Origin of the sequence: Caulobacter sp. SL161, assembly GCF_026672375.1 — a bacterium.
GTDB lineage: Bacteria > Pseudomonadota > Alphaproteobacteria > Caulobacterales > Caulobacteraceae > Caulobacter.
The window spans coordinates 2,948,136-2,969,950 of sequence record NZ_JAPPRA010000001.1 but is presented as its reverse complement, the minus strand read 5'-3'; the positions used below and the strand labels follow the sequence as shown (position 1 = coordinate 2,969,950).

The 21,815-nt window shown below is 68.2% G+C and carries 27 protein-coding genes and 2 pseudogenes; 15 read left to right on the top strand and 14 right to left on the bottom strand.

Going from position 1 to position 21,815, the window contains the following annotated elements; translation table 11 throughout:
* Nucleotides 1-21: 21 nt before the first annotated feature.
* Nucleotides 22-876: a DUF6065 family protein gene (locus tag OVA11_RS14575; protein WP_268068033.1), complete on the top strand. Its 855-nt coding sequence runs from the start codon at nucleotides 22-24 to the stop codon at nucleotides 874-876.
* Nucleotides 877-892: 16 nt separating this feature from the next.
* Here the strand turns inward: OVA11_RS14575 and OVA11_RS14570 are convergent, their stop codons facing one another.
* From OVA11_RS14570 to OVA11_RS14555, 4 genes and pseudogenes are all read right to left on the bottom strand, one after another.
* A complete protein-coding gene (locus tag OVA11_RS14570; RefSeq protein ID WP_268068032.1) occupies nucleotides 893-1,831 on the bottom strand; it encodes a prephenate/arogenate dehydrogenase family protein in 939 nt (312 codons plus the stop codon).
* 6 nt (nucleotides 1,832-1,837) lie between these two features.
* Nucleotides 1,838-2,959 carry a histidinol-phosphate transaminase gene (gene hisC, locus OVA11_RS14565; protein WP_268068031.1) on the bottom strand — a complete coding sequence of 374 codons (1,122 nt, stop codon included), beginning with the start codon at nucleotides 2,957-2,959 and terminating at the stop codon, nucleotides 1,838-1,840.
* Nucleotides 2,960-3,004: 45 nt separating this feature from the next.
* Nucleotides 3,005-3,806 (bottom strand): annotated as a pseudogene (locus tag OVA11_RS14560) (chorismate mutase).
* A 102-nt stretch (nucleotides 3,807-3,908) separates the two neighbouring features.
* Nucleotides 3,909-4,934, bottom strand: a complete 1,026-nt coding sequence (locus OVA11_RS14555) for a DUF2125 domain-containing protein (protein ID WP_268068030.1) — start codon at nucleotides 4,932-4,934, stop codon at nucleotides 3,909-3,911.
* A gap of 28 nt (nucleotides 4,935-4,962) precedes the next feature.
* On the opposite strand from OVA11_RS14555, the gene OVA11_RS14550 reads away from it, so the two are divergent.
* Nucleotides 4,963-5,508 (top strand): gamma-glutamylcyclotransferase, encoded by a 546-nt coding sequence (locus OVA11_RS14550; protein ID WP_268068029.1) that lies wholly within the window; start codon nucleotides 4,963-4,965, stop codon nucleotides 5,506-5,508.
* Here the strand turns inward: OVA11_RS14550 and OVA11_RS14545 are convergent.
* The 4 genes from OVA11_RS14545 to ftsE are packed head-to-tail and all read right to left on the bottom strand — an operon-like array spanning nucleotide 5,505 to nucleotide 8,423.
* A complete protein-coding gene (locus OVA11_RS14545) occupies nucleotides 5,505-6,215 on the bottom strand; it encodes a lysophospholipid acyltransferase family protein (RefSeq protein ID WP_268068028.1) in 711 nt (236 codons plus the stop codon). The two genes, OVA11_RS14550 and OVA11_RS14545, sit on opposite strands and share 4 nt — an antisense overlap.
* Entirely contained in the window at nucleotides 6,212-6,829 is a 618-nt protein-coding gene (locus tag OVA11_RS14540; protein WP_268068027.1) for a YdcF family protein, read from the bottom strand. Before OVA11_RS14540 ends, OVA11_RS14545 begins: the two co-directional genes overlap by 4 nt.
* Nucleotides 6,826-7,719: a cell division protein FtsX gene (locus tag OVA11_RS14535; RefSeq protein WP_268068026.1), complete on the bottom strand. Its 894-nt coding sequence runs from the start codon at nucleotides 7,717-7,719 to the stop codon at nucleotides 6,826-6,828. The genes OVA11_RS14540 and OVA11_RS14535 overlap by 4 nt, the downstream gene beginning before the upstream one ends.
* Complete coding sequence (gene ftsE, locus OVA11_RS14530; RefSeq protein ID WP_024265777.1) at nucleotides 7,716-8,423, bottom strand: cell division ATP-binding protein FtsE; 708 nt, start codon at nucleotides 8,421-8,423, stop codon at nucleotides 7,716-7,718. Before ftsE ends, OVA11_RS14535 begins: the two co-directional genes overlap by 4 nt.
* 58 nt (nucleotides 8,424-8,481) lie before the next feature.
* Between ftsE and OVA11_RS14525 the strand changes: the two genes are divergently transcribed.
* From OVA11_RS14525 to OVA11_RS14515, 3 genes and pseudogenes are all read left to right on the top strand, one after another.
* A complete protein-coding gene (locus OVA11_RS14525; protein ID WP_268068025.1) occupies nucleotides 8,482-9,441 on the top strand; it encodes an MJ0042-type zinc finger domain-containing protein in 960 nt (319 codons plus the stop codon).
* Nucleotides 9,383-9,964, top strand: coding sequence for a phosphoribosyltransferase (locus tag OVA11_RS14520; RefSeq protein WP_012640439.1), 582 nt, complete (start codon nucleotides 9,383-9,385; stop codon nucleotides 9,962-9,964). The genes OVA11_RS14525 and OVA11_RS14520 overlap by 59 nt, the downstream gene beginning before the upstream one ends.
* Before the next feature lie 9 nt (nucleotides 9,965-9,973).
* Nucleotides 9,974-10,086 (top strand): annotated as a pseudogene (locus OVA11_RS14515) (hypothetical protein); the annotation flags it as partial.
* Between the two features lie 9 nt (nucleotides 10,087-10,095).
* On the opposite strand, the gene lysA reads toward OVA11_RS14515, so the two are convergent.
* From lysA to argH, 3 genes are read right to left on the bottom strand one after another with little or no spacing between them, the layout of a single operon-like run.
* The gene (gene lysA, locus OVA11_RS14510) at nucleotides 10,096-11,361 is read right to left on the bottom strand and encodes a diaminopimelate decarboxylase (RefSeq protein ID WP_268068024.1); all 1,266 of its coding nucleotides are present in this window, start codon (nucleotides 11,359-11,361) and stop codon (nucleotides 10,096-10,098) included.
* A gap of 9 nt (nucleotides 11,362-11,370) precedes the next feature.
* Nucleotides 11,371-11,691 carry a hypothetical protein gene (locus OVA11_RS14505; RefSeq protein ID WP_268068023.1) on the bottom strand — a complete coding sequence of 107 codons (321 nt, stop codon included), beginning with the start codon at nucleotides 11,689-11,691 and terminating at the stop codon, nucleotides 11,371-11,373.
* On the bottom strand, nucleotides 11,670-13,088 hold the full coding sequence (gene argH, locus OVA11_RS14500) for an argininosuccinate lyase (protein WP_268068022.1): 1,419 nt from the start codon (nucleotides 13,086-13,088) through the stop codon (nucleotides 11,670-11,672). Before argH ends, OVA11_RS14505 begins: the two co-directional genes overlap by 22 nt.
* On the opposite strand from argH, the gene OVA11_RS14495 reads away from it, so the two are divergent.
* The 5 genes from OVA11_RS14495 to OVA11_RS14475 all read left to right on the top strand — a co-directional run bounded on the left by OVA11_RS14495 (nucleotide 13,089) and on the right by OVA11_RS14475 (nucleotide 16,875).
* The gene (locus tag OVA11_RS14495) at nucleotides 13,089-13,721 is read left to right on the top strand and encodes a TlpA family protein disulfide reductase (RefSeq protein ID WP_268068021.1); all 633 of its coding nucleotides are present in this window, start codon (nucleotides 13,089-13,091) and stop codon (nucleotides 13,719-13,721) included.
* Nucleotides 13,718-14,446: a GNAT family N-acetyltransferase gene (locus OVA11_RS14490; RefSeq protein WP_268068019.1), complete on the top strand. Its 729-nt coding sequence runs from the start codon at nucleotides 13,718-13,720 to the stop codon at nucleotides 14,444-14,446. Before OVA11_RS14495 ends, OVA11_RS14490 begins: the two co-directional genes overlap by 4 nt.
* A 205-nt stretch (nucleotides 14,447-14,651) precedes the next feature.
* Nucleotides 14,652-15,890 carry an acyltransferase family protein gene (locus tag OVA11_RS14485; protein WP_268068018.1) on the top strand — a complete coding sequence of 413 codons (1,239 nt, stop codon included), beginning with the start codon at nucleotides 14,652-14,654 and terminating at the stop codon, nucleotides 15,888-15,890.
* Between the two features lie 17 nt (nucleotides 15,891-15,907).
* A complete protein-coding gene (locus tag OVA11_RS14480) occupies nucleotides 15,908-16,555 on the top strand; it encodes a hypothetical protein (protein ID WP_268068984.1) in 648 nt (215 codons plus the stop codon).
* 8 nt (nucleotides 16,556-16,563) lie between these two features.
* Nucleotides 16,564-16,875, top strand: coding sequence for a winged helix-turn-helix domain-containing protein (locus OVA11_RS14475; protein ID WP_268068017.1), 312 nt, complete (start codon nucleotides 16,564-16,566; stop codon nucleotides 16,873-16,875).
* A gap of 147 nt (nucleotides 16,876-17,022) precedes the next feature.
* Here the strand turns inward: OVA11_RS14475 and gluQRS are convergent, their stop codons facing one another.
* Both gluQRS and OVA11_RS14465 read right to left on the bottom strand, forming a co-directional pair.
* Nucleotides 17,023-17,862 carry a tRNA glutamyl-Q(34) synthetase GluQRS gene (gluQRS, locus tag OVA11_RS14470; protein WP_268068016.1) on the bottom strand — a complete coding sequence of 280 codons (840 nt, stop codon included), beginning with the start codon at nucleotides 17,860-17,862 and terminating at the stop codon, nucleotides 17,023-17,025.
* Entirely contained in the window at nucleotides 17,859-18,488 is a 630-nt protein-coding gene (locus OVA11_RS14465) for a TetR/AcrR family transcriptional regulator (protein WP_268068015.1), read from the bottom strand. The genes gluQRS and OVA11_RS14465 overlap by 4 nt, the downstream gene beginning before the upstream one ends.
* A gap of 167 nt (nucleotides 18,489-18,655) precedes the next feature.
* Between OVA11_RS14465 and OVA11_RS14460 the strand changes: the two genes are divergently transcribed.
* From OVA11_RS14460 to OVA11_RS14440, 5 genes are all read left to right on the top strand, one after another.
* Nucleotides 18,656-18,766: a hypothetical protein gene (locus OVA11_RS14460; RefSeq protein ID WP_096051841.1), complete on the top strand. Its 111-nt coding sequence runs from the start codon at nucleotides 18,656-18,658 to the stop codon at nucleotides 18,764-18,766.
* A 177-nt stretch (nucleotides 18,767-18,943) separates the two neighbouring features.
* On the top strand, nucleotides 18,944-19,426 hold the full coding sequence (gene greA / locus OVA11_RS14455) for a transcription elongation factor GreA (RefSeq protein WP_268068014.1): 483 nt from the start codon (nucleotides 18,944-18,946) through the stop codon (nucleotides 19,424-19,426).
* Between the two features lie 51 nt (nucleotides 19,427-19,477).
* The gene (locus tag OVA11_RS14450; protein ID WP_268068013.1) at nucleotides 19,478-20,119 is read left to right on the top strand and encodes a DNA-3-methyladenine glycosylase family protein; all 642 of its coding nucleotides are present in this window, start codon (nucleotides 19,478-19,480) and stop codon (nucleotides 20,117-20,119) included.
* A 161-nt stretch (nucleotides 20,120-20,280) separates the two neighbouring features.
* On the top strand, nucleotides 20,281-20,844 hold the full coding sequence (locus OVA11_RS14445; RefSeq protein WP_010920061.1) for an HNH endonuclease: 564 nt from the start codon (nucleotides 20,281-20,283) through the stop codon (nucleotides 20,842-20,844).
* A gap of 81 nt (nucleotides 20,845-20,925) precedes the next feature.
* Nucleotides 20,926-21,210, top strand: a complete 285-nt coding sequence (locus OVA11_RS14440; RefSeq protein ID WP_268068012.1) for a hypothetical protein — start codon at nucleotides 20,926-20,928, stop codon at nucleotides 21,208-21,210.
* Here OVA11_RS14440 and OVA11_RS14435 read toward each other — a convergent pair.
* The gene (locus OVA11_RS14435) at nucleotides 21,203-21,724 is read right to left on the bottom strand and encodes a VanZ family protein (RefSeq protein WP_268068011.1); all 522 of its coding nucleotides are present in this window, start codon (nucleotides 21,722-21,724) and stop codon (nucleotides 21,203-21,205) included. The two genes, OVA11_RS14440 and OVA11_RS14435, sit on opposite strands and share 8 nt — an antisense overlap.
* Nucleotides 21,725-21,815 lie beyond the last annotated feature (91 nt).

The following is a 21,815-nucleotide window of genomic DNA, read 5'->3' as shown; positions in this document are numbered from 1 at the left end:
GGTCAGCTTTGAGGCGAAACGATGCGGAAGCGGTTGAAGGGCTCGGTTCCTGAGCGTCCCCGGAACGCTCCGCTCCGCGCCGCCGAGACTGAACTGATCTGCTACGTCCACGAGGGCTGGCAGCCCAAGGTCGAGCCTGCGTCAGCCAAGCGCGACTGGATGACGGCGACGCCCGAAAGCTTTGCCTACAGGTGTCTGCCCCTGGCCATCGCCAACGCGCACGGCTGGGTCATGCTGAACCCTTGCGGCTTCTCCGCCCGCTGGCTGGGCGATGTGGGCACCCATTCGGTCGAGATCGTCCTCGACGAAGGCGCCGACAAGAAGCGCGCGCCGGTCTCCTTGTTTGGCAGTGGCACCCTGACCTTCCATGTCGAAGGGGTCATGCGCACCTCCGAGGGCTGGAACCTTTGGGTCGGCGGTCCGCCCAACGCCATGAAGGACGGCATCGCGCCGATGAGCGGGGTGATCGAGAGCGACTGGGCGCCGTACACCTTCACCATGAACTGGCGCTTCACGCGGCCCAATCACTGGGTGCGGTTCGAGGAAAATGAGCCGTTCTGCTTCTTCTTCCCGACCCCGCGCGGCGTGATGGACCGGCTGAAGCCGGAACTGCGTCCGATGGAGGACGCGCCCGAGCTGCTGGAAAGCTACCGCGGCTGGGCCGCCTCGCGCGCCGCCTTCCAGGAATGGATCAAGCAGAACAAGCCTAAGACGCCGGCCGATCAGTGGCAGAAGCTCTATTATCGCGGCCTGCACCCGGACGGGCGGCCCGGCGCGCCGGACCACGAGTCGAAGATCCGACCGGCGGAGTTCAGGCAGACCGGATCCCGGCGGGTCTGCCCGGCTGGTCGTAGCAACGCGCGGAAGCCGGACTAGCGATCAGTCCGGGGCCTCAGTGCTTCCCGCGATCGCGGCCGAAGTTGGGTTCGGCGCTTTCCTGGCCCGCCGCGACGATGCCGCGACGGATGGCGCGGGTGCGGGTGAAGTGGGCGTGCAGGGTGTCGGCGTCGCCCCAGCGGATCGCGCGGCTCATGGCCTGCAGGTCCTCGGTGAAGCGGCCCAGCATCTCCAGCACCGCGTCCTTGTTGGCCACGAAGATGTCGCGCCACATGGTCGGGTCGCTGGCGGCGATGCGGGTGAAGTCGCGGAAGCCCGAGGCCGAATACTTGATCACCTCGTTCTCGGTGACGTTCTCCAGATCCGCCGCGCTGCCGACGATCGTATAGGCGATCAGGTGGGGCAGGTGCGAGACGACGGCGAGCACCAGGTCGTGGTGCTTGTCGTCCATCAGCTCGACCTGGGCGCCGAAGGCGCGCCAGAACGCCGACAGCTTGGCGACGGCGGCCGCGTAGTGGTCGTCTTCGCTCTCGAAGGGCGTCAGGATCGTCCAGCGGTTCTCGAACAGCTCGGCGAAACCGGCGTCAGGACCCGACTGCTCGGTGCCGGCGATCGGGTGGCCGGGGATGGCGTAGATCTTCGACAGGTCCTGGGCCCGGAAGGCCTCGGCGACATTGCCCTTCGTCGAGCCGACGTCGGTCAGGGTGGCGCCCGGCTTCATGGCCGGGATCACCACGCTGGCGAGCTCGGGCACCGACAGCACCGGGGTGGCGATGACCACCAGGTCGGCGTCCTTCACCGCCTCGGCGATATCGCCGGTGACGTGCTCGGCGATGGCCAGTTCAGTCACCCGGGCGCGATGCGCTTCACTGGCGTCGGCCACGGTGATCTCGCCGACCACGCCGTGCTGGCGCGCCGCGCGGATCACCGAGCCGCCGATCAGGCCGCAGCCGATGACGGTGAGCTTCGGATAGAGGACGCCGGGGTTAGGCATGGGTCTCTAGCGCCCCATGAACTGGGACAGGAGCTCGACCACGGCGCGGTTCTGCTCTTCCAGGCCGATCGTGATGCGGATGGCGTTGGGCAGGTTGTAGTTGCCGACGGCGCGGACGAGGTAGCCCTTCGAGGCCAGGAAGGCCTCGGCCTCCGGCGCGGTCTTGCCCGGCGTGGTCGGGAAGGTGGCCAGGACGAAGTTGGCCGCCGACGGGGTCACCTCCAGGCCAAGGCCGCCCAGCTGCTGGGCCAGCCACGGCCGCCACTGCTCGACCAGGGCGCGCGAACGGTCCTGGAAGTCGTCGTCGAACAGCGCCGCGACCGCGGCCTCCTGCGCGGGGATCGAGGTGTTGAACGGCGGGCGGATGCGCTCGATCGGCGCGATGATATGCTCGGGCGCATAGCCCCAGCCGACGCGCAGAGCGGCCAGGCCGTGAATCTTCGAGAAGGTGCGGGTGACGATGACGTTCTCGGCCGTGCGAGCCAGCTCCAGCCCGTCCTCGAAGCGCGGGTCCGTGCAGAACTCCGCATAGGCCCCGTCCAGCACCAGCACCACCGAAGGCGGCAGGCCCGCGTGCAGGGCGCGGATCTCTTCGCCGGTCAGCCAGGTGCCGGTCGGGTTGGCGGGATTGGCGATAAACACCAGGCGCGTGCGCTCGTCGACGCACTTGATCACCTCGTCGATCTCGACGCGGTGGTTGACCTCCTTGGCCATGCGCACCTCGCCCTGGCAGGCGCGGGCCCCGATGGCGTAGGCGGCGAAGCCGTGCTCGCCCTGGACGATGTTGTCGCCGGGCTCGAGATAGACCTGGCACAGCAGGGCGAAGATCTCGTCGCTGCCGTCGCCGAAGGTCAGGCGCTCGGGCTCCAGCTTGTAGCGCTCGGCCACAGCGGCGCGCAGGATGTTGGCCTTACCGTCGGGATAGATGTGCAGGCGATCGACGGCGTTGCGATAGGCGTCCTTGGCCTTGTCGCTGCTGCCCAGGATGTTCTCGTTGCTCGACAGCTTCACCGGATGGGCGATGCCCTCGACCTTGGACTTGCCGCCGACATAGGCGTGGATGTCCATGATCCCGGACTTGGGCATGGGACGCGGCGCGGCGAAGCGGTCGTTGGAGGCGGCGGTCATCGGACTACTCGGTTGACGGATGTCTTCATAGGAGACGGCCGTCTCTTACACGTCGAACTGCTCCGGTGCAGCCCCGATGACCCCCGTAAGTTGGCCCGGCGCGCGCGCCAGGCGCGGGTCGTCGGCCTGGAAGAAGCCGGAGAGCGAGAAGAGCTTCAGGCCGCCGGCGTCGGCGATCAGCTCGGCGGCCACGTCGGTCTGGCTGAGGGCCTCGATGATGGCCCCAGCGCTCTTGGGCGAGTCGGTCACCCAGAAGGTCTGGTCGCCGCCGGTCGGCTCCACCTCGACCTCGGCCACCGCCAGGGCGGCTTGCGGCCCCCAGGCGGCGAGGCAGGGCAGGGCGGAGAAGACCTTCAGCTTGGGCTCAGCCAGTAGGCGGCCCCACCAGGGGGGTTTCGGACGAGAGCGGCAGCACGCCGACGCCCCACGGCGTTCGGGCCACGGCCAGGGCGTCCTGCGCGCTCGGCAGCAGCGACAGACGCGGCGCGGTTCCAAACCGCAGGCGGGTCAGCTCGACCGTTCGTGCCGGCTCGCGCCCGCCGAACACGCCCAGATGATAGGGACCCTGACGCGCCAGGTTGTCGGCCATGATCTCGCGCCAGATGCGGATCACCAGGGCGGCGCCAGCGCCCTTGCGGGGCGAGGCGAGCAGTTTGCGGACGATCTGGGCCTCGCGGCCGGGGCGCAGGCCAAAGCCGGTATCGCCCGAGGCGCGCTTGGCCGCTGCGACGGCGCCGGCCAGGCCTGCGCGCTCGTCGAGCAGTTTCAGCAGTTCACCGTCGATGGCGTCGAGCCGCCATCGAACCTCTTCGAGAGACGGCGTGGCCTCCGTCGCGTCGCTGCCCATGTTCTTCCCCGAAATTGGAGGGCGGACCATAGTCTTTGCCGTCAAACACGCAATAGCTAGCCTTCATGGGAAGAAAATTGCGTGTGAGGCGCGATTGCCCGCTCAGTAGACGGTGGGCGCGGGGCCGGTGTCGATGGCGCCGAGATAGGTGCGGCCGTTGTCGAATCGCAGGTCGGCCTCGATGACCGGCTCCTGGCCCATGGCCTGGGCGGCGGCGGATAGCGCCTGCTCGGGCGTGCGGATCGGCTGAGAAAGGTCGGCGCGCTCCTTGATCGCGACGGTCAACAGGCCGGTCACGCGGCCATCGGAGTCAACGCCCAGAACGCCGGACTTGGCCCGCCCTTCGGCGTCTCCGGCCAGGATCTGGCTTTTCTGTACGGTAATCTGGCCACCGGCCTCGCTCCATTGCTTGACGGCGGCTTGCCAGTTGCGGCCGCGCAGTTGCGAGACCTGGGTCAGATGCGTCTCCAGAATCATCGAGGCGGTCTTGTCCTGGGCGATGCGGCCCAGCAGGCCCGGGAAGGCGGTCTTGGCCCCGTCGGCCTTGAAGAACACCGCGCCCTGATCGTCGGGACCGCCGCCGCGCACATGCAGCTGCATCCGGTCGGCCGAGACCAGGGTGAAGGGCTTGGCGTTGGCGCCAGGGACGAAGGTCAGCTTGGCTCCCTCGATTGAGATGCGCGGCGGGTACTCGGTGATGTGCGAGATGCTGGCGCGCAGCGCGTCGCCGGCGATGGTGACGTCGCCGGACTCAGGGCGAGTCAGCACCACGCCGTTTGGGGCGACCAGCACCCAGTGGGTCAGGTTGTAGACCGCCGCCTCGCCCTTCAGTTGCGGCAGCCGCAGCGCCCAGCCGCTCGGCTCGGCGACCCGGACGTCGGACATCTGGATGTTCATCCGGAACGGGAAGCCCGAGAAAGTCCGCGCGCTCCACGACAGGTCATAGCCGCGCGACCGCAGATCCGCCGCCTGGGCGTCCATCCGCTGCTCGGCCTGGCCGCGCAACCAGATCCAGCCATAGCTCCAGGCGCCCGCCAAAACAGCCGCCAGGATGAACGGCGCGAACAGGCGGCTGCGCCGGGCTCTTGCGGGGGCTTTGCGGGACGGGGCGGCGTCGTTATGGGTCATTCTAGGGCGCGTCCAGTCGGGATCGGTGATGAGTTCAGAGGGCGGCGAGGATCGCTGGGTGTTCGGATACGGATCGCTGATGTGGCGGCCCGGGTTCCCGTTCATAGACCGAAGAACCGCCGTGCTCCACGGTCGGCGACGGGCGTTCTGCATCTATTCGGTGCACCATCGCGGCACCTACGAGCGGCCCGGTCTGGTGCTGGGCCTGGCGCCGGGCGGTTCGGTGCGCGGCATGGCCTATCGCGTCGCCGCCGCCGAGTGGGAGGGCGTCTACGCCTATCTGCGCGAGCGCGAGCAGCCGACCGAGACCTATTTCGAGACCTGGCGCGAGGTGAAGGTCGACGGCGGCGCGCGCACGCCCGCCCTCGTCTTCCTCTCGGACATGAAGCACAGCCAATGGGCGGGGGCCCTCACCCTGGAGCAGCAGGCGGCGTTGATCGCCGGCGCTGTGGGCCTGTCGGGGCCGAACATCGACTATCTCCGCGACCTCGTCATGCACCTGCACGAGGACGGCGTGCGCGACCATGCCATGGAAAAGCTGCTGAAGATGGTCGAGGCGCGCGAGGCGGCTTAAAGCCCCGCATCCTCCAGCGCCTTGGTCGCCGTGTCGATTCGGGTCTGCAGTTCGCGCATGAATTCGCCGCGCTTCAGGCCGGCGGGGATGGCGGGCAGATATTCGAACACGATCGTGCCGGGCTGGATCAGAAGGCTCTTGTTCCAGTGCGAGCCGCAGTTCAGGGCCAGAGGCGTCACGGGCATGTTCAGTTCACGATACAGTGCGGCGATGCCGGGCTTGTAGTCGCCCGGCTCGCCGACCTTGCCGCGCGTGCCTTCCGGGAAGATCACGATCTGGCGGCTTTCCTTCATGCGACCGACGGCGTCGCGAACCAGCTTCTTGAGCGCGGCGGAGTGACCGTCGCGATCGACCACGATCATATCAGCCTTCAGCCCGTGCCAGCCGAAGAGGGGCACCATCAAGAGCTCCTTCTTCATGACGAAGCAGGCGTCCGGCAGGATCGAGAACTGGCTGAAGACGTCGAACATCGACTGGTGCTTGGCGGCGACCAGGCCAGCGGCGTGGGGAATGTTCTCCTGTCCCCGGATCTCGATCTTCACGTTCACCAGGACGCGCAGCAGCAGCCGCAAGCCCCAAGACCATGTGGCCATGCAGGCGCGATTCACCGCGCGCGGCATCGGCAGGGTGACGAGCATGAAGACCGCCATGCTGGCCGACCACAGCCAGAAAACCAACTGGAACAGGAACGAACGCAGATAGATCAAGACACTTCCTTCGCCGCCGGGGCGGCCTTGTCCTCTGGGCCAAGTCCCAGGAACGCCTCGCGACCCAGAATCGCCAGGTACTTGCAGTACTCCACGATCATGCGCCGGGCGCTGACGCCAGTCTTCCACCAGCGACGGGCGTTCAGATCGGTTTTCACCGGATAGGGATGCAGCGCAACATTGGGCATGGCCGCGCGAAGCTCCAGCATCGAGCGGGGCATGTGGTAGTCGGCGGTGACCACGATCAGGCTCTTATAGCCCTTGGACCGGGCCCATTCCGCGGTCTCCCGCGCATTGCCCACGGTGTTGGCGGCGGCGAAGCCCAAGTCGACGCAGCAGTCGTAGATCGGCTTCACGGCCTTGGTGACCGCCTGGATCTCGGCCCGGGTGGCTTCGCGATTGACGCCGGAAATCAGCAAGCGCTGGCCCTTGCCGTCTTCCAGCAGGCGAGTCGCGGCTTCCAGGCGGAGGGTCGAGGCGCCGGTCAGCGCGACGACGCCGTCCGAGATCGGCGGCTCGGGCGCGGGGGTCGATTGATCGACCCGGCCGGTGAACGCCAGAAGTCCAAGGCCCCAGATCATCAGGGCGATCAGCAGTGCGGCCAAGGTCTTCACGGCATCTCCCCCACGATGCGCGACGCCGCCAGGCGGGCCGAGACGCCGGCGATCAAGGCCGCCAGCACCGGCGCGGGCAGGGCGGCCAGCAGGTCAATCCAGGCCAGCGGCAGAACCGGTGCGACGCCTGCGCCGCCGGCGAAGTAACGCGCGAGCGCGCCGATGATGGCCGCCGCCGCGCCGCCCAGCAACCCCGCCAGCGCGCCCATGGTCGCGAACCGGTTCTGGAACAGGCTTGCGATGAAACGCGCTTCGGCGCCCGAGAAGTGCAGCACCTCGATCACATCGCGCCGCGCCGCCAGGCCCGCCCGCGTGGCGAAGGCGATCACCGCCGCCGTGGCCGCCGCGATCAGGGCGAACACGCCCAGCGCCGCGAACCGCGCGATGTTGGCGGCGCGTTCGATATCGGCGATCCACCGGCTGTGGTCGTCGACCGTGGCGTCGACCCCCGCCGCCCGTAGCGCGCGGTCCAGAATGCCCGCCGTCGGCGGCGCCTTGGGATCGAGTTCCAGCGTGACTAGGCGCGGCGTGGGCAGGTCGTCGACCAGGGCCTCGGCCCCGATCCACGGCGCCAGCAACGCTTCGGCCTTCTCGCGCGGCAGGGCCTGGGCCTCGATCACGCCGCGAACGCCGGCCAGGGTCTCGGCGGCGCGGGCGGCGGCGCTGTCGGGCGTCTCATTGCTGCGGGCGCGGACCACCACGGTCGCCGAGCCGCTCAGTTGCGCCGTCCAGCCGTGCGCGGCGCGATTGGCCGCCAGGGCGGCGAAGGCCGTCAGACACGCCAGGAAGCACAGCACCGCGACCACGAACACCAGCGCGCCGTCACGGGCGTCGCGCGGCGGCAGCAAGGGGCCCGGCTTCCAGCGCGAAACCTGAAAGAACTCGCTCATGGCCGGCCTCCCAGATCCACGAGGCGTCCATGCTCCAGGTGCAGGGTCGGCCGGGCGGCGCGCGCCACGAGGTCCTCGTCGTGGGTGGCGATCAGCACCGTGGTGCCCAGACGGTTCAGTTCGACGAACAGGCGCAGCAGGCGCAGCGACATGGCCGGATCGACATTGCCGGTCGGCTCGTCGGCCAGCAGCACGTCGGGACGGTCGACGACGGCGCGGGCGATGGCCAGGCGTTGCTTCTCGCCGCCCGACAGCGTGGCGGGCAGGGCGTGCATCCGCTCGCCCAGGCCCACCCAGGTCAAAAGCTCGGCCACGTCCTCGCGATAGGTGGCCGGCTTGCGACCGAGAATCCGCAGGGGCAGGGCGGCGTTGTCGAACACCGACAGGTGCTCCAGCAGCCGGAACTCCTGGAAGACCACCCCGATGCGACGGCGCAGGAAGGGAAGGTCCGAGGCGTGGGTCAGGCTCACGTCACGCCCGAACAGCTCCACGCGACCCCGTGACGCACGGTGCGCCAGATAGATCAGCTTGAGCAGCGAGCTCTTGCCCGCACCCGACGCGCCGGTCAGGAAGTGGAACGATCCCGGCTCCAGGGAAAAGCTTATATCTCTGAGGGTTTCCGGGCCCCGCCCATAGCGCATCGAGACGCCTTCAAAGCGGACCACCGGAAGGGCGTCATCGCCCTGTTCTGTGTCGATCCGCAAGGCGCGTCACTGGGCTTTCTGGACATCAGGGTTAAAATCAGCGACCCCAGTAAGTCATGTGGGGTTCGTTCGATTCGCGGCCATGATACTGACCTGCCCGGAGTGCGCCAGCCGCTATTTCGTCGACGACTCCAAGGTCGGGCCGGACGGTCGCGTCGTGCGTTGCGCCTCTTGCGGCAATCGCTGGACCGCCTTCAAGGACGAGGCTGAAGAGCCGCTCGACCTCTTCGAAGAGCCGGCCGCCGCCAGCGCCAGATCCCAAGGTGATCGCGACGAAGCCGCAGAAGAAGCCGTCGCCGCCGAGGCCGAAGAGCCGCCGGTCAGCGCGCTTCCGGGCGAAGAACTTCCCAAGGTTTTCCGCGCGCGCGCCGATGCCGAGCGTCGCCTGCGCGCGGCGACCGCTACGGGCGTGATCTGGGCCGGCATGGCCGCCGCCATGGCGGTGGTCGTGGTCGCGGCCCTGATCTTCCGGATCGATGTCGTGCGCATCATGCCGGGCTCGGCGGGCGCCTACGCCGCCGTGGGCCTGCCGGTGAACACAGTGGGCCTGGTGATCGACGCCGGCAGCATCAAGGCCCAGCCCTCGATGCAGGAGGGCCGCGCGGCGGTGACCATCACCGGTTCGATCCGCAACATCACCGAGCATGAGGTCATCGCGCCGCCATTGCGCGTGGAGCTGCTGAGCAAGGAAGAAAAGCGCGTGGCGGGGCAACTGGCTGCGGCCGCCGACGCCAAGATCCCGCCGGGCGAGGTGCGCCATTTCTCGATCACCTTCCTGGACCCGCCGCGCACCGCCAAGGATCTGCAGATCGCCTTCGCCACCGAGCCGGGCGCGGCCAAGGCGGTCAAGGCCGCGCTGAAGAAGCCGGAAGCCCATGGCGCCGAGCCCGAGGTCGCCCTGCGCGGCGCCCAGGACGCGCCCGCCGCGCACGAAGCGGCTGGACAGGAACCCCCGGGACATGAGAGCGGGGACCAAACTCCCCCTTCAGACTCTCACGAACCCGCTCATCATGAATGACCTTCCCAAGCCCGAAGTCCTGATCTCGGAAGCCGAGATCGCCGAACGGGTTCAAAAACTGGCCGAGCAGATCGCGCCGCGCATCGACGACGACACCGTCGTGGTCTGCCTGCTCACCGGCGGCCTGTGGTTTGCCGCCGACCTCACCCGCGCGCTGTGGAAGGCCGGACGCGACGTCCGCTTCGACGCCCTGTGGCTGGCCTCCTACCACGACGAGCGCAAGAGCTCCGGCCGCTGCGAGGTCCGCGCCGATCTGCAGCGCCCGCTGGTCGGCCGCCGCGCCTTGGTCGTCGACGACGTCTTCGACACCGGCCTGTCGCTGTCGGAAGCCGCGCGTCTGGTGAAGGACGCCGGCGCCAGCGAAGTGCTGACCGCCGTCTTCGCCCGCAAGCCCTGGCCCAAGGATCGCGGCATGGAGCCCGACTTCGTCGCCTGGGAAGCGCCGGCGCGCTATCTCGTCGGCTACGGTCTGGACGACGAGGGCAAGAGCCGGGGCCTGCCGTATATTGGGGCGATGGATTGATGAGATGGAAATCCTCCCCCTAGCGGGGGAGGCGGCCGAAGGCCGGAGGGGGAAGTCGCCCCAGCCGGGCCTCTTCCCCCTCCGTCGACTTCGTCGACACCTCCCCCGCGAGGGGGAGGATTTTTAGGGCCCTACACCCAGTCCGGCACCAGATCCCGCGCCAGCATCTCGTCATAGGTCGGGCGCTTGCGGATCACCGCATAGCGGTCGCCGTCGACCAGCACCTCTGGCACCAGCGGACGGGTGTTGTACTCGCTGGCCATGGCTGCGCCATAGGCGCCCGCCGACATGAAGGCCACCAGGTCGCCCGCCGCGAACGGCGGCAGGGCGCGGTCGCGGGTGAAGGTGTCGCCTGTCTCGCAGACCGGACCGACCACATCATAGACCGTTTCCCCAGGACGCTGGATCACCGGGCGAATGTCGTGGAAGGCGTCGTACATGGCCGGGCGGACCAGGTCGTTCATGGCCGCGTCGATGACCAGGAACTTGCGACCCTCGGGGCGCTCGTGGACGTGGATGACTTCCGACACCAGGACGCCGGCGTTGGCGGCGATCACCCGACCGGGCTCGAAGGCCAGGGTGACGGGCAGGCCTTGCGTGACCTCGCCGACCATGGCTGCGAACTCGGCCGGCGAGGGCGGTTCGGGGTGATTGAAATAGGGCACGCCCAGGCCCCCGCCCAGGTCCAGGCGCTCGACCGACAGGCCTTCGCCCAGCAGCTGCTCCACGAGGCCCCGCATCTTGGTGAACGCCGCGCGCATGGGGGCCAGATCGGTGATCTGGCTGCCGATGTGGCAGGCCACGCCCACGGGCTGGAGATTGGCGTTGTTGCTGGCGTTGGCGTAGAGGCGCGCGGCCTCGGCGAACGAGACGCCGAACTTGTTCTCGGACTTTCCGGTGGCGATCTTGGCGTGACCGCCGGCCGCGACGTCCGGATTGACCCGGAAGGCGACCTTGGCGCGCACGCCCAGCTCGGCGGCGACGTCGGCGATCAGGTTGAGCTCCGGCTCTGACTCGACATTGATCTCGGCGACACCGGCCTGCAGCGCGAAGGCGATCTCGCGCCGCGCCTTGCCGACGCCCGAAAAGACGATCCGCTCACCCGGAATGCCGGCGGCCAGGGCGCGGCGCACCTCACCCTCGGACACCGTGTCGGCGCCGGCGCCCAGCTCGCCCAGCACCTTCAGCACCGCGACGTTGGAATTGGCCTTCACCGCATAGGCGATCAGCGGATCGACCACGCCGGACATCGCCAAGGCGTCGCGGAACACGACGAAGTGCCGTTCCAGCGTGGCGCGGCTGTACACATAGACCGGCGTGCCGACCTCGGCCGCGATCCTGGCCAGGGGCACGCCTTCGCAGGCCAGGCCCTGCGGGCCGTACTCGAAGTGATTCAACGGAGTCTCTTAGTTGGGCGTGGCGCCGGGGAAGCCGGCGGCGGACGGACCGCCGAACGGGTCGCGGGTGCCGGGCAGCGGTGCGGCGCGGATGGTGCGGTTGCTGGAGGCCGGGTCGCGGATCTCCTGGGCGCCGCCGGCGCGGGCGGGCTGGTTGGCCTGGGCCGAGGCCATACGGCGTTCGGCGGCCCAGGCGGCCTTTTTCTGGGCGTCCCACAGCGGGGCCGGGCGCTCCAGCGCGCCCTGTTTGCCGCAAGCGGCGGCCGTGACGGCCAGGGCGGCCAGGGCGAGGGTCGTCAGAGTGCGGCTCATGCCAGCTGTTCCTTCCAACGCGCGATCTGGGCGCGCACCTGGGCGGGGGCCGTCCCGCCATAGCTCATGCGGCTGGCCGCCGAGGCGGCCGGGGTCAGGACGGCGTAGACGTCGTTCGTGATCCGGGGTTCGATCGCCTGGAACTGCGCCAGGGAAAGATCCGCCAGATCGACGCCCAAGCCTTCGGCCGTCTTCACGGCGGAGCCTGTCACGTGGTGAGCGTCACGGAAAGGCATGTTCAGCGTCCGCACCAGCCAATCGGCCAGATCGGTGGCGGTGGAGAAGCCCGCGCCGGCCGCCTTGGCCATGTTTTCGGTGTTCGGCGTCAGGTCGGCGACCATGCCGGCCATGGCGAGCAACGACAGCTCGAGCGCGTCGAAGGCCTCGAAGGTCGGGACCTTGTCTTCCTGCATGTCCTTCGAATAGGCCAGCGGCAGGCCTTTCATGACCACCGTCAGGGTGGTCAGCGAGCCCAGGATGCGGCCGACCTTGGCGCGGATCAGCTCGGCCGCGTCGGGGTTCTTCTTCTGCGGCATGATCGAGCTGCCGGTGGTGAAGGCGTCGGTCAGCTTGATGAAGCCGAACATCGGCGTCGTCCAAAGGACGATCTCCTCGGCCAGCCGCGACAGGTGCGTGGCGGTGATCGAGGCGGCCGACAGGGCCTCCAGGGCGAAGTCGCGCGACGAGACGCTGTCCAGCGAGTTGGCGGTCGGACGGTCAAAGCCCAGGGCGCTCGCCGTCTGCTGGCGGTCGATCGGGAAGGGCGAGCCGGCCAGGGCGGCGGCGCCCAGCGGGCACTCGTTCATCCGCGCGCGGGCGTCGCGGAAACGGCCGGCGTCGCGGCCGAACATCTCGACATAGGCCATCAGGTGGTGGCCAAAGGTCACCGGCTGGGCCGGTTGCAGATGCGTGAAGCCCGGCATCAGGGCGTCGGCATGGGTCTCGGCCTGGGTCAGCAGCGCCTTCTGCAGCGCTTCGAGCTGGCCGACCGTGCGGTCGCAGGCGTCGCGCACCCACAGGCGGAAATCGACAGCCACCTGATCGTTGCGCGAGCGGGCGGTGTGCAGCCGGCCCGCCGTCGGGCCGATCAGCTCGCGCAGCCGCGCTTCGATGTTCATGTGGATGTCTTCGTATTCGTCGCGGAACGGGAACGTCCCCGACAGCAGCTCGTCCTCGACGCGGGCGAGACCCTCCAGGATTTCCTCGCCGTCATGGCTTGCAATCACGCCTTGGTTCATCAACATCCGCGCGTGGGCGCGGGAGCCTGCCAGGTCTTGCGCCCACAGGCGCTTGTCGAAGCCGATGGAGACGTTGATCGCCTGCATCAGTTCCGCCGGCTTGGCCGAGAACCGGCCGCCCCACATAGCTTGGCCCTGGCCCTTGGCCTTGGGCGTGTTGGAGGCGTTGTCGGTCATATGAACGAAGTCCAGTCGGGTCAGAACGGCGAGGAAGCCAAGAAGCGTAATCCTATGAGAATGGCGCTGGCGGGCGTCATCCTCTTGGGCGTCGCGGCGGTTCTATACGTCATCGCGTCGGCTTCGTTCAAACCCTCTGGTCCCGCCGACCTCACAGAATTCAAGAAGGGCGCCTTCGAGAAGCTGGACGTGCCCGCCACGCCGCGTCCTGCGCCGACGACGGTCTTCACCTCGATGGACGGCAAGCCCACGACCCTGGCCGACTTCAAGGGGCGCGTGGTGGTCATGAACCTGTGGGCGACCTGGTGCGCCCCGTGCAAGGCCGAGATGCCCACCCTGGCCAAGCTACAGTCGGCCTACGCCACTCAGCCGGTCACCGTGCTGCCGATCAGCGTCGACCGCGACAGCGATCTGAATCTGGTCCGCGAAGAGATGGCGGCCAACCCGCCGCTCGTGACCTATCGCGACCCCTCCTACAAGCTGTCCTTCGATCTGCAGCCGCGCGCCCAAGGTTATCCGACGACGATCATCTATGACCGTCAGGGCCGTGAGCGCGCGCGCCTGGCGGGTCCGGCTGACTGGTCTGCCCCCGAGGTGCGGGGAATCGTCGAAAAGCTTCTGGCCGAGAAGTGATCGATCCGGCGCGGCTGGAGCCGCTGGCCGACGACGCCTGGCCCGCGCGAGAGCGGGCCGTCCTGGGCGGCTGGCGGCTGAATGCGGCGTCGGGCCATTCGATGCGCATCAACGCCTGCTGGCCGCTTGGCGCACCCGATCGCGATGTCGATGAGGCGATCACGGCGGTTGAGGCCTGGCTGCAGCAGCGAGGCCTGCCGCCGCGCTTCAAGCTCACGGACGGGATTTTCGCGCCTGCGGACCTCGACCACCGGCTCGCCGCGCGCGGTTATGCGCCGACCAAGGAAACCCTCGTCATGCTGGGCCCGACGGGCGGGCAGGGGAGCGATCTCGTGGTCGTCTCGACGACGCCCGATGACGCCTTCGAGGCGGTGTTCTCCGCTACCGCCGGCGACCCCGAGGACGGCCGCGAGCGTCTGGAGACCCTCCGGCGCATCCCGGCGCCCGCCCGGTTCGCGCGCCTGGACGTCGACGGCGGACCGGCGGCGATCGGCGCCAGCGCCGTCAGTAGCGGCTTCGCGGGGATCTTCGGCATGCGCACGGCCCAGGCCCATCGTCGCCAGGGTTTGGCCCGCCTGGTGCTGCGCGCTCTGCTGTCGGAAGCGTCGACGCTGGGTGCGGAGCGCGCCTGGCTGCAGGTCGAGGCCGACAACGCGCCCGCCATCGCCCTCTATGCCGACGAGGGTTTCGAGCCGGCGTATCGGTATCGCTACTGGGCGCGGTGAGCGCTCTAAGCATAGTAAAATCAGAGTTTTATATCGTGTCACCCCGGCCGTAGCGAAGCGGAGAGCCGGGGCCCAGGGGTAACCTCACTGCGCTTGGCCCCTGGGTCCCGGGTCGGCTTCGCCGCCCGGGATGACACGGTGAGAGAGATTAGGTCTTTGGTAGACTAGTTTACAGAACAAACTTGTTGATCCATGGTGCGGCCACTTGAGGAAGGGGAGCCAACCCATGCACGCGCCCATCAGCGCCACCGAACGATCGACGATCGCCGAGATCGGCGGCCGCAACGCCCCGATCGGCGCCTTGCGCGCCTTTGTCACGCTGCTGGTCATCGCTCACCATACGGTGCTGGCCTACACGCCCAACGCGCCGCCCATCGGCGACTTCAGCCAGGCCCCTTACCTTTGGCAGGCCTTCCCGGTCCGCGATCCGCAGAAGTACGAGCTGTTTGGGCTGCTGACCCTGATCAACGACCTCTTCTTCATGTCGCTGATGTTCTTCATCTCGGGCCTGTTCGTCGCCGATGGCCTGAAGGCCAAGGGGAATGGCGGCTTCCTGCGCGGAAGGGCCGCGCGACTGGGCGTTCCGTTCGTGCTGGCCGCCGGCCTGCTGGCGCCGCTGGCCTACTTTCCGGCCTGGCTGCAGGCGGGTGGGGATGTCTCTATCGCCGGCTTTGCAAGCGCCTGGCTCGACCTGCCGTCCTGGCCCAGCGGTCCGGCCTGGTTCCTGTGGGTGCTGCTCGCCTTTGGCGCCGTCATAACCTTGCTCAACCTCATCGCGCCGGGCGTGATCGACGCCCTGGGCCGGCTGGTGCGCGGCGCGGATCGCAAGCCCGGCCTGTTCTTCCTGGGTCTCGTGATCGCCAGCGCCGTGGCCTACATCCCGATGAGCGCGACTTTCACCTTCATGCACTGGACGCAGTTGGGCCCCTTCACGGTCCAGACCTCGCGCGTCGTTCACTACCTCGTCTACTTCCTGGCCGGCGTCGCGGTGGGCGCCGGCGGCGTGGGGCAAGGTCTCACCGACCCCGAAGGCAAGCTCGCCAAGCGCTGGTGGGCCTGGCAGGCCGCGCCGATCCTCCCCGTCGTGGGCGTGATCGCGGTGATCATCATGGCCTTCTCGCCCAAACCGCCGCCGCGCGTAGCGCTGGATATCGGCGGCGGCGTGATGTTCGCCCTGGCCTGCGCCACCCTGTCCTTCGCGGCCCTGGCGACCTTCCTGCGATTCGTGAAGAAGACCGGTCCGCTGGGGGCGAGCCTGCAGGCCAACGCCTACGGCATGTACCTGACCCACTACGTCTTCACGGCCTGGCTGGCCTGGCTGCTGCTGCCTCAAGCCTGGGGTGGACTGGCCAAGGGCGCAGCGGTGTTCGGCGGCGCCGTCGTCCTGAGCTGGATCCTGACCATGGCGCTTCGCCGCCTGCCGCTGTTGGGTCGAATCCTGTGACCGTCCATGATGCCGCGCTGAAAGGGGCCGACATGAGCAAAGACCTGAAGAGCGTCCAGGACGACCTGGCCTTCCTGCGCGGCCTCGCCGAGGGCTCGCAGGAACGCGGCGGGCTGGGCGTCGCCGGCGGGGCGCTCTACGGCGCGGCCGGGCTGCTCTATGGCCTCCAGTCCCTGATCTATGTCGTCCAGGAACGCGGGGTGATCAGCCTCGGGGGCCTCGGCAACCTGATCCTGGCCTGGGCGCCGACGGTGATCTTCCTGGTGCTGATGACCATCGTCATCATCAAGGATCACAAGAACCCGCAGCGCGGCGTCACCAATCGGGCGGTCAACGCCGCGTTCCAGGCGACTGGTGTGGCGAACCTGGCCCTGATCATCGTCTTCGCGGCGGCCGCCTCGCGCCACAAGGACTTCCACTACTGGCTCTTCCATCCGGCGGTGGTGTTCATCCTGCAGGGCGCGGTGTGGCAGGTGATCTATGTGCTGCGCCGCCGGATGTGGATGCTGGTTGTCGCCCTGGGCTGGCTGGTCTCGGGCGTGGCGATGGGCCTTCTGATCGAGCGCGCGGATCTCTACCTGCTGATCGCCAGCTTTGGCCTGTTCGCGTTCATGGCGGCCCCGGGCTTCTACATGATGCGCCAGGCCATGCGGTCGGCGGCCTGAGGCGCTCGGTGGCCCCCAAGTTCGACATCAGCGGGCTGGACGATGTGATCCACGGCCGGGTCCGGCTGGGCATTGTCGCCTATCTGGCCAGCGCCGAGGTGGCCGATTTCACCGAGCTCAAGGACGTGCTCGAGGTCACCCAGGGCAATCTCTCCATCCACCTGCGCAAGCTGGAGGAGGCGGGATACGTGTCGATCGACAAGAGCTTCGTCGGCCGCAAGCCTCTGACCCGGGTGCGGCTGACCGACACCGGTCGGGCGGCGTTCTCGAACTACCTGAAGGCCATGGGCCAGTTGGTGGAGCAGGCGGGCGGGGGCTGATCCAAGTCCTTCCGACCCCCCCCGGCGAATGCCGGGGCCCAGATTCACCCGGGGCGGTCAGCGATGGTGCGACATCTCTTTGGGCTGAGCGGAAAGACGTCGGTGGGTTCGATCTGGGTCCCGGCATTCGCCGGTAGGCTCGGTGCTTTAAGAAAAGCCCAGCTCCGCCCTAAGATCTTGTGCGCCCACGCCTGTCGCCCGGAGCTCCCGCAGGGTCTGTGCCTTGTCGCGCTTGGCGTAGCGCTTGCCGTCCGCCCCTGTGAGTAGGCCGTGGTGGCGGTAGACCGGGGTCGGCAGGTCCAGCAGCGCCTGTAGCAGGCGCTGGATGTGGGTGGCCTCGAAAAGGTCCTCGCCCCGGATCACATGGGTGACCCCTTGCAGCGCGTCGTCGTGGACGACCGCCAGATGGTAGGCCACGCCGACGTCCTTACGGGCCAGCACAATGTCGCCGGCGGTCTCGGGCCGGGCCTGGACGGTCCGGGGCGATGATCCGTCGACGCCTTCCTCGACGAAGGTGAGGTGGTCGAAGCCGTCGAGAGCCTTGTGCGCCGCAGCCAGAGAGAGCCGCCAGGCGAAAGGCTCGGCGAGCGCCAGCCGCTCGGCCTCCTCGCGGGCGTCGAGCGGCGCGCCGACATAGGCGACGGCGGGCGCGTGCGGCGCGCGTCCGATGTCGATTTCCTTGCGGGTCTTGAAGCAGCGATAGACGAGCCCTCGGTCGCGCAGCCCCGCTATGGCCGTCTCAAAGTCAGTCAGATGCTCGGACTGTCGGCGGACCGGCTCTTCCCAGCGCAGGCCCAGCCAGGCCAAGTCCTCCAGGATCGCCGCGTCGTACTCCGGCCGGCAACGGGTGGCGTCGATGTCCTCGATACGGAGAAGAAAGCGCCCACCGGCTGCGCGCGCCGCCTCGAAGGCGGTCAGCGCGGAATAGGCGTGGCCGCGATGCAGGTAGCCGGTCGGGGAGGGGGCGAACCGGGTGACGAAAGTCAAGCCGGATCCTGGTCGATGATCTTGGCGAACATGCCCAGGTGCTCGAACACCGCGCGCAGGAAGGCTTCCTCGCCGCCCAGCAGGTCTTTCAGCGGAGCAAATTGCTTGAAGCTGATCATCTCGGCCAGGCCGTGGCCGGCGCACCAGGCGGCGATCGTAGCCAGCTCCAGATCGATCTCGCTGGCGCGGCCGCCGCTGTTCTCGCCGATGGTGTCGCGCACCTGGCAATAGGCGCCGTCCTCCTTCAGCTGGTCGGGCAGGGCGTCCCGGTCGCGTGAGCAGTCATACATGACGCGATAGAGCGCAGGGTTGTCCCGGGCGAAGCAGACATAGGCCACCCCCAGATTGGTCATCTGGTCACGGGCGGCGTTGTTTTCGCCCCGCGCCTTGGAGAGCGCCGTGTCAAGCTCGAGCCAGCCCTCGTGCGCGACGGCTTCCAAGAGTTCGGCCTTGTCCTTGAAGTGGTGATAGGGCGCGGCGGGGCTGACGCCGGCTTCCCGCGCCACCGCGCGCAGAGACAGGGCGGCGGGACCGTCGGTCTCCAGAATCTTGCGCGCCGCGTCGATCAGGGCGCGGCTCAGATCGCCATGGTGATAGGGGCGGGATTCGGCGGTCGCGGTGCTCATCGGCTTCACTCTAACCATAGCTTTCTAAAATTTCATCTAAACGCTGTAAAGACCATCTTGACGACGTTTAGATTGGTGCTATCTAAGCATCGTCCAGATCAGCTCGCTGCTGCGAGGCTGATGATCCATAGGGGATCGGGACAAAGCCATTGAGAGAGACCACGATCATGAACCGCACGCTGAACGCCTTTGAAACCGCCTTCGACCGTCTGGCCGCTGGCTATTTCCTGGTCATCGCTCTGGGCGTCGCCGCCGCCATCGTCGGCGTTGTTCTCTAGGACGGATGACTCGCGATCGACGGGCTGGTCGCAGAGACCGCCCGCCGCCGCGCGCCGCACCGCAGGCTTGAACCGCACCGTAGGCGGAGCTAACCAAAGCGGGATGCGTTTGCCCCCAGGCGCTCAGTTTTCGATGCGTAGCGGGCCTTTTCCCATGATTCAGAACGTCTCCCGGCCATGAGCGTCGCCTTTACCAAGGAAGGCGACAGCGAAGCCTTCGCCGCCGACCTGCCGGATCGTCCGATTTCCACCCATCCGAACCTGGTGACGGCCGACGGCCTCGCCGAAATCGAGCGCGCACTGGCCGACGCCCGCGCCGCCTACGCGGCCGCCCAGAGCGCCGGCGGCGCGGCCGATGGCGACCGCACGGCCATGGCGCGCGCGACCCGCGACCTCCGCTACTGGTCCGCGCGCCGGGCCACCGCTCAGCTGATGGAGCGCGACCCCGCCAAGTCCGTCGTGCAGTTTGGCGACCGCGTGACGTTCGAGCGCGAGGACGGCCGCGTCCAGACCTTCCGCATCGTCGGCGAGGATCAGGCCGATCCCGCCATGGGGACGATCTCCTACATCGCGCCGATCGCCCGGGCCCTGCTCGGCAAGGCGGTCGGCGAGGTCTCCGCTGCGCCCGGCGGCGAGATCGAGATCACGGCGATCGAATAGACTCGCAAGTTTCGGGTTGTGCGCGGGCGTCGTCAGAGCGACCAAGCCTGGATGTTCGAACCGCCTTCCGCCGAAGCGATCCTGGCCGCCCGCAAGGCGCTCGCCGTCGCCGATCCCGCCTTGGCCACCGTGGAGGCGGTGACGCCGCCCTTCGCCTGGCGGGTGGGTCTGGGCGGCTTCCCCGGGCTTTTGAAGATGATCGTGCAGCAGCAGGTCTCGCTGGCCTCGGCGGCGGCGATCTGGGCGCGGGTCGAGGCCGGGCTGCCGGAGATGACGCCTGAAATCGTCGCGGATCACGATGAGGCCTACCTGCGCACGCTGGGCCTCTCGCAACCGAAGGCCCGCTATGCCCGCGCCATCGCCGAGGCTCATCTCTCCGGAGCCTGCGATTTCGACGCCTTGCGCGCGCTATCGGACGAAGAGGCCATCGCAGCCCTGACCGCCATCAAGGGTGTTGGCCGATGGACGGCCGAGGTCTTTCTGATGTTCACGCAAGGGCGGCTGGATCTGTTCCCCGGCGGTGATGTGGCGCTGCAGGAAGCGATGCGCTGGGTCGACAGGACCGAGACCCGTCCGACCGAAAAGCAGGCCTATGCCCGTGCCGAGCTCTGGCGGCCCTACCGGGGCGTCGCCGCCCATCTGCTCTGGGCGTGCTACGGCGCCGTCAAACGACGCGAAATCGCGCCATTTTGACCTTGAGCCATAGATGTCTTGGTTCTGTCGCTGAGTCGGATCATCCTTCCTGTGCGTTCGGGAATGAATGGCGATTCCCTGAATAGCGTAGGAAGGAGGCCCGTCTTCAGTCCTGTCGCGTACCCCATCGTCCGAGGCCCTGGTCGCCTCGTGAGGAGGACTTGATGCAGGTCCTCACCCGCCCGCCTTCGGGCATGCCCGCTCTGGTCCTGAACGCCGATTTCAGGCCGCTGAGCTATTATCCGCTGTCCCTCTGGCCCTGGCAGGAGGTGATCAAGGCGGTGTTCCTCGACCGCGTCGATGTCGTCGCCAGTTACGATCAGGTCATCCATTCGCCGTCCTGCGAGATGCGGCTGCCCAGCGTGGTGGCGCTGAAGCAGTACGTGCCACAGGAGCGCCCGCCGGCCTTCACGCGCTTCAACCTGTTCCTGCGCGACAGCTTCAGCTGCCAGTATTGCGGCTCGCCCGAGGACCTGACGTTCGACCACGTGATCCCGCGATCACGCGGTGGCCGCACCACCTGGGAGAACATCGTCACCGCCTGCGCGCCGTGCAATCTCAGCAAGGGCGGACGCACGCCGCGCGAGGCCGGCATGCAGCCGTTCCACACAGCGCGTCGGCCGTCGATGTACGAGCTGCAGGAGCGCGGGCGCCGGTTCCCGCCAGGCCGTTTGCACGTCAGCTGGCTGGACTATCTCTACTGGGACATCGAGCTGGAGGCCTGATGGCTCCGCCTGCCCAGCGGTCGGATGCAACCGCGCCGCTGGGTGGGGGTTTCCTCAAGGCTGTCGCCATGGAGACCCCAGATGAGCCACCCCCCCGCCAACGACACCGAAAAGCACCCGTTCACCGACGCCGCCGCGGCTTCCAAAGCTGACATGGCGTCGGATGGCGAGATCCGTTCGGAGGACAAGTCTTTCGACGCGCCGCACGCGCGTGAGGCCCCTCAACCGCTGGCCGAAGACGAGAAGCACGATCAGCTGGCCGGCAAGGTCGCCCAGTCAGAAAGCCGCCAGGAGGCGCTGCTCGACGAAGGGATCGAGGAGAGCTTCCCCGCGAGCGACCCCGTAAGCGTCAAGCGAATTACCTGACCGGAAACCGGCGCGCGGCGCGCTGAGCGAAGCTGAGCTGCGGGGCGGGCTCGACCCGCGGCGCCTCGACGAGGGGCGTGAACACGGCCGGTGCGCGGCGACGCGCCCGGCGACGGTCCGCCGCCGCGATCTCGGCGAAGGTCATGTCGCCCTGTTCGCGAACCATCTTGCGGACGGTCTCGATCATGCTGGCGCCATAGATCGTCAGCACCCCGGCTGCGTCCGCGAGCCAGTCTAGGAGACTGGCGCTACGGCCGCCGAACAGCTGGGCCACCTCGACCCCGGCGCCCAGCACCAGGGCTGCGATCGCCAGATCGTTGCGGCGCATGCGCGGAAACGCCAGGAAGGACACGGCCAAGAGGCCCCCGAACGCGATGGCGTGCGCCGCCTTGTCATTGAGGCCAACGATCCGCTCTGCGCCCTGGAACGGGCCCAGCGCCAGCACCGCGACCGAAAGACCGCCCAGCACCAGCGTGACGCGGGCGGCGACGACGAAGTGGGTGGGCTTAAGCAAGAACGCGATCTCCTAGGGGCTTGCTGACCCTAGGGGAAAGATCGCGCCATTCGGTAAAGCGACAGGGTTAGTGAGAGATCACCAGACCCGT